We start from the raw sequence: 6,472 nt of genomic DNA on the forward strand, positions 1-6,472 counted from the left end.
GTTAAAGCAAAAAATTCTCAACCATTTATGTCTAAGCTGGTCACCAGGAATGATTGCTCACGAATTTAAACTAGCTACTAAATCTATTTATAATTGGCTAAATCAGGGGAGAATTGGTTTCTCCTTGAATGATCTACCTGAACATGGCGTACGCCAACGGCGTAACGTTGACCAACGATCCAAATATAATCAATCTTTGGGGCGATCAATTGAACAGCGTCCCATGATGATTAATCAACGTAAGCGCATCGGCGATTTTGAACTAGATACAGTCGTTGGTCCTCGTGGGCATAGTAAGGCAGTTTTATTAACTTTAATCGATCGCAAATCACGGTTCCTTTGGGCATACCGGTTAAAAGATCGGACGACAGCGACTGTTAATGAAGCACTAACTAAGTTCCTAACCACTTTTAATGGTCCGGTGCACGGCTTTACTGTGGACCGTGGCACTGAGTTTAGTGGGCTAGTATCACTTGAATCACAATATGGTATTAAGACCTATTACTGCCATGCTTATACTCCAGCTGAACGTGGTAGTAATGAACGCTTTAATCGGAATTTACGTTATTTTTATCCTAAAGGGACTCGTTTTGAGCACATTAGTGCTCAAGATTTAACGACGACGTTACTCCAAATTAACCAGCGACCGCTTAAAATACTCGACTGGCAAATACCGTATCAGGCTATGCTGACAAATTTGTCCAAAAATTCGGATTAAATTTGCAATCTACCATAAATATAGTATTCTTACTGATTCTTTAATTTTATATTTGGTTAAAGAGCTAGGCTGCCTGTATAATAGATCCAGTAGAGAAGTTAAGGCGGTGGCTATTTCCAATCGGAGGTGGTGCTTATGGTGTTAAACCTTTAAATCCCATAAATCCTAACGAAAGGAGTAGCCCAAGTGTCCGTTGCGGACGCTTTACAATTAATGTTGCCCCGATTTAAAATTGAAGTGCAACACTTGATAACTAGACCAATTAGACTAGCTTAAAAGGCCATGAAGGCCTATTCTTATTATTAACGACAAAATCAACAGATAAGGATAGGTGTCTTCATGACCCAAACTAAGAATATCATGCCTAAGCATTACCAACAACTCCAATCTTTTGAACGCGGTCAAATTGAGTCCCTGACTCGATTAGGATTTGGCGTTCGTCAGATCGCCAGCCGGCTTCACCGGAGTCCCAGCACCATTTCTCGCGAATTAAAACGCGGGTTAACCACCCAGATTGATTCCCAGAAACATCGGTCATATCAGGGCTACTTTGCCGAGCGCGGGGCGGCTTACTATCGAGAACAGCGGGCCAAGTGTCACTCCAAAGGTTTACTGCAGCGGGCTGCCGTGTTCTTCAAGTCCCTGCCGAAAGCTTTAAAAGCTAAGCCACGAGTTTTCAGTGTCGATACGTATGTCCACTATTTCAAAGCTCATTACCCGGGCTTTCCCTGCCCATCAACGGCTACGGTCTATCGGTATATCGAGGCTGGCAAGCTCCCGGAGCTTCACAACTATGATTTACCCATGAAGCTACGTCGCCGCGTTAAACGCCCGAATCACCGACATGCCCGCCTGAATAAAAAACGGCTTGGACAGTCCATTGAAGACCGGCCCGCAGTGGTTCGGAAACGTCAGGAGTTGGGCCATTGGGAAGGCGACTTAGTGAAAGCCAAACGGGTTGAGTCCGAACCAGCTTTAATGACGTTAACCGAGCGAGTTAGCCGGATGGAATTTATCGTTAAATTGCCTGATTACCGGGCAGAGACTTGCCGGCAAGCCCTCCAAGATACGATTGATGATTACGGTGCAGAAAACTTTCGGACGATCACGTTTGACAACGGCTCGGAATTCGCTAGTTTAAATCAGGTTCAAGGAACGGAAATCTACTTTGCCCATCCATATTCTCCCTGGGAACGGGGCACTAATGAGAATGTGAATGGTCAATTAAGAGAGTTCTTCCCAAAGGGGCATTCCTTTAAAAACCTCTCATTAGTGGATCTGCAGTTGGTTCAAGACACGCTGAATCACCGTCCCCGCCGCTGTTTAAGCTATAGTTGTCCAGGTTCTTGCATTAGCAGCATCAAATACTGATTTAGTCGCATTCCAGATTCGTTCGGCAATGTCGGCATGATTCATGGTATAAAGGTGAATTCCGTCAACGCCTTCAGAAACAAGATCGATAATTTGATCAACAGCGAACGCAATTCCGGCATCCCGCATTGCTTCCTTACTGTTTTGATAACGATCTAAAATAGCACTGAACTTTTTAGGTAGTGGAACCCCTGTAATTTGAGTAATTCGTTCAATTTGTTTCTTGTTGGTACAAGGCATGATGCCGGCTTCGATTGGGACGTGAATCCCGGCAATTTCAGCCTTTTCCTGGAAATCATAAAAAGCTTGATTATCGAAAAATAGTTGACTGATCAGGTGATCGGCGCCAGCATCGACTTTGGTTCTTAAATGGGCAATATCATCAACAAACCCAGTGGCCTCAGGGTGACAATTTGGGTAACAAGCACTGGCAATGCTAAAGTCTGGTCGATTTTGATGAACAAAGGCTACCAGATCATTGGCGTGATTAAAGTCACCAACTGGTTGTTTTCCGGGAATTTTATCACCGCGAAGGCCTAAAATGTTTTTAACATTAAATTCTGAGAGATTATCCAGTAGGTTTAAAACCTGTTCGCGGGTTTGGTACAATCCGGGGACGTGGGCGACTGCCGGGATGTTCAGCTGGTTTTGAATTAAATCAGCAATCTGAACGGTACCGGTATAGTGGTCAGATCCACCAGCCCCTAATGTAACCGAGATAAAATCCGGATTAATTGATTGGAGCTGTTGAAGGGTTGGTAAAATTGCTTCTTTGGGCGAGTCTTTCTTAGGCGGGACGACTTCCAGGGAAAAGACAGTTTTATTTTTAAATAACGCTGTTAGGCTCATTTATCTCACTTCTAACTTTCTTCGTTGCATCAACAATATTTTGTAGACTCTTAAAGGATTCTTCTTCAGTTCGCGTCTTTAAGCCACAATCCGGATTAATCCAAATCTTGTCAATTGGTAGTTTATGAACGAGTTGTTTAATCAAGTCCTCGACTTCTTTTTCAGATGGAATTCGTGGTGAGTGAATATCGTAAACACCGGGTCCAACTTCAGTCTGGAAGTTTGCAGCAACAAGTTGATCAATTAAGGTAAAGTCGGCACGGGAAGCTTCAAATGAAATGACGTCAGCATCCAGTGCATCAATCGCCTTGATGATATCGCCAAATTCACTGTAGCACATATGAGTATGAATCTGGGTGCTTGCTTGAACCTTACTGTGGACTAACCGGAAGGCTGGAACTGCCCAGTCGAGGTATTCAGAATACCAGTTGGATTTACGCAACGGTAAGTTTTCTCGCAAAGCCGGTTCATCGATTTGGATAATTTTGATGTCGTGTTTTTCAAGATCCAGGACTTCATCTTGAAGGGCTAAAGCAATCTGGGTGACTGATTCTTTAGGTGAAACATCCTCACGTGGGAATGACCAGTTAAAAATCGTAACCGGACCGGTCAGCATGCCTTTGATTAATTTATCAGTGTGGTTTTTCGCAAAGACAGAAGCTTTTACGGTGATTGGTGCGGTTCGTGAGATATCGCCCCAGATGATTGGTGGTTTAACCCCTCGGGTACCGTATGATTGAACCCAACCGTTTTGCGTAAAGACGAAACCGTCAAGCTTTTCACCAAAGTATTCAACCATGTCGTTTCGTTCATATTCACCGTGAACAAGGACATCCAAACCGATTTCCTCTTGCTTTCTGAGGATACGAACAATCTTATCTTCGTTAAATTTGTCGTACTGTTCACGGGTAATTTCACCCTTGCGAAGTTTTGAACGATTTTGACGAACATCTTTAGTTTGTGGGAATGAGCCAATTGTTGTTGTTGGTAAAACTGGTAAATTGAATTCTTTTTTCTGAATTTTTTCACGTTCACTGCGTTCTGGCAAACGGGTATAATCAGCCTGACTTAAACTGGCAATTCGGTGATGAACAACTGGGTTGACTGGATGTTTAACGCTTTGAAACAGGTTGTCGTTTTTCGTTAAAGCAATTTTACCATCCGCTTCATCATGATAAATATTATCGAGTTCTTTAATCTCATCCAGTTTTTGTAAGGCAAAAGCAAGATACTGTTTCACATCGCCAGGCAGCTTTGTCTCGTCTTCTGCAGTGTATGGGACATGCAGAAGGGATGTGGAACTATTTAATACAACCGGGGTTTTGGTGTTGAGCTGGTTTAAAAAGTTAATGGTATTTTCATAATGATTACGCCAAATATTTTTGCCGTTTACAACTCCGGCGAATAGGATTTTATCATCTGGGAACCCATTTTGTTTTAACAGCTCATTGTTGTACTTGCCTTCAACGAAATCCAAACCGATTCCATCAAAGTTCTTTGAAGTGACATCATTATAAATATCACGAATATCGCCAAAATAGTTTTGCAAAAGAATCTTCGTTGATCGTTTCTCGGCAAGAATGCCGTCATATAAGTCGTCAAAGAGTTGTTTTTCAACAGAGTCAACGTCGAAACTTAAAGCGGGTTCATCGATTTGAAGCCACTTAACGCCCTTTTGACTCAAGCGGTCAATAATTTGTTTGTAAGCTTCAACCAACGCCTCAACATAATCTCGGGGCTTGGTGTCTTCAATAAACCGACTTAGCTTCAAAAGGGTGTAAGGACCGATAACAACAGCCTTGGCATTGATCCCTTGTTCAAGGGCTTCGTTAATTTCATTAAACAATTTATTGCCAACTAATTTAACGTTAGTTTCTTTTGAAAATTCAGGAACAATGTAGTGATAGTTGGTGTTAAACCACTTTTTCATTGGGAGAGCCTTCACGGTTTCAGAACCATTTTGATAGCCCCGGGCTTGAGCAAAGTATTCGTCCAATTCGGATAAGTGAAGATCTTTATAACGGGAAGGGATAATGTTTAATATGTTGGCAGTGTCCAAAACACCATCAAAGAATGAAAAATCACCTACTGGAATTAGATCAATGCCGGCATCTTTTTGAGCCTGCCAGTTATTTTTTCTGATTTCGTAAGCTGTTTGTTGTAATTCTTCCTGGTTAATTTTATTTTTCCAATAATGTTCAGTGGCAAATTTTAATTCACGGTGATGGCCAATGCGTGGGAACCCAATAATTGTTGTTGTCATAGTTGTTAAATCCTCCTTGATTTAAGTACGCAATTGTTAATGAGAGTGTCTGATTTTCGCTAATCATTTGGGAAAGGTTAAAGAAAAAGACGCTGCAATCTTTGTCAGATTGTAGCGTCTATAAAAAGCAGTATTAATGGATCATTTCAGAAACTAGATAACGTGGCGTTCGAAAGGTTGATCAGAGATCCCTTGTGACAAGATTTCTTTACTCCACTCTTTAGCAGAGAACAATGAATGATCACGGTAATTACCGCAACTATACTTGTCAGTCCCTTGAACGTCTTTCCATTCGATGTCGTTGGCAATTGCGTCGAGTGACCCCTTCAAAGCCTTTGCGACTTCAGTGGTGCTGTGTTCACCCCAAGTAATTAAATGAAAACCGGTTCGGCAGCCAAATGGTGAGCAATCGATAACCCCGTCAAGGCGATCTCTAAGTAATCCGGCTAAGAGATGTTCAATCGTATGCAACCCTGCAGTAGGAATGGCATTGGTGTTTGGTTGAACAAGTCGTAAGTCGTAATTAGAAATGACGTCGCCCTTTTTTCCAGTTTCTTCAGTGATGAGACGAACGTAAGGTGCCTTTACCTTTGTGTGATCTAATGTAAAACTTTCAACTTTTGCCATAAGATATCATATCTCCTTAAAATTTATTAATTACAGTTACTATCTTAACAGTCACTGCTGAATAATAAAATCCCTTAGAGCGGTTCAGCAAATAAAAAAGCATTCGTCCCCACATATCAGAAATAATCTGACGGAGGGGCGAATGCTTCGCTGTACCACCCTGAATTCGTATTACTCTCGCAAGCAATACCTCTGAAAGTGCCAATTATTCCAAATTCTCATAATTGATACCCTGTGAGTTAACGGTCACAGCCGACAACCAAGCGTTAACTTAATTGCACTATTCAGAGTTCATATTCGCTGATTGTTAAGATATCCTTTTTCACCAACCGGATTCTCTTTGAATCTTGTTAAATCAGTTACTCTTCTCTTCAGAGCTTTTCCCTAATCGGATTAGCATTAAAATCTAATGATAATAGTAGTCGACTTTTTAATATTTGTCAACTGTTATGTTGAAACCGTAAGTGTCAATATTTTTGCGGTAGGCTATTAACCATTAGTCTGACCTTAATTTCTTAAATATTTATTTGATTTATTTTTCTGCTAAAATCGTTTAAATAGCTATGTCCTGCTGTTAAGCTTTCAATGGCGCCGTGATGAATGCCCAGATGAGCTTCATGCGTCTTTCTTAGGCTGGCACGAAC

General features: G+C 41.6%; 5 protein-coding genes. 2 read left to right on the top strand and 3 right to left on the bottom strand.

Annotation, left to right across the window (positions count from 1 at the left end):
• Positions 1-718 (top strand): IS30 family transposase (locus tag BLP58_RS11155; protein ID WP_083330762.1); only part of this gene is annotated, 718 nt, incomplete at its 5' end.
• A gap of 339 nt (positions 719-1,057) precedes the next feature.
• On the top strand, positions 1,058-2,089 hold the full coding sequence (locus BLP58_RS11160) for an IS30 family transposase (protein ID WP_013855220.1): 1,032 nt from the start codon (positions 1,058-1,060) through the stop codon (positions 2,087-2,089).
• Here the strand turns inward: BLP58_RS11160 and metF are convergent.
• The 3 genes from metF to BLP58_RS11175 form a co-directional block, all read right to left on the bottom strand.
• On the bottom strand, positions 2,042-2,938 hold the full coding sequence (gene metF, locus BLP58_RS11165) for a methylenetetrahydrofolate reductase [NAD(P)H] (RefSeq protein WP_013855221.1): 897 nt from the start codon (positions 2,936-2,938) through the stop codon (positions 2,042-2,044). The two genes, BLP58_RS11160 and metF, sit on opposite strands and share 48 nt — an antisense overlap.
• A complete protein-coding gene (metE, locus tag BLP58_RS11170) occupies positions 2,916-5,201 on the bottom strand; it encodes a 5-methyltetrahydropteroyltriglutamate--homocysteine S-methyltransferase (RefSeq protein ID WP_013855222.1) in 2,286 nt (761 codons plus the stop codon). The genes metF and metE overlap by 23 nt, the downstream gene beginning before the upstream one ends.
• A 153-nt stretch (positions 5,202-5,354) precedes the next feature.
• The gene (locus BLP58_RS11175; RefSeq protein ID WP_003618609.1) at positions 5,355-5,828 is read right to left on the bottom strand and encodes an S-ribosylhomocysteine lyase; all 474 of its coding nucleotides are present in this window, start codon (positions 5,826-5,828) and stop codon (positions 5,355-5,357) included.
• Between the last annotated feature and the right edge of the window lie 644 nt (positions 5,829-6,472).

The sequence above is a fragment of the Lactobacillus kefiranofaciens genome (genome assembly GCF_900103655.1).
In the GTDB taxonomy this organism is placed as follows: Bacteria; Bacillota; Bacilli; order Lactobacillales; family Lactobacillaceae; genus Lactobacillus; species Lactobacillus kefiranofaciens.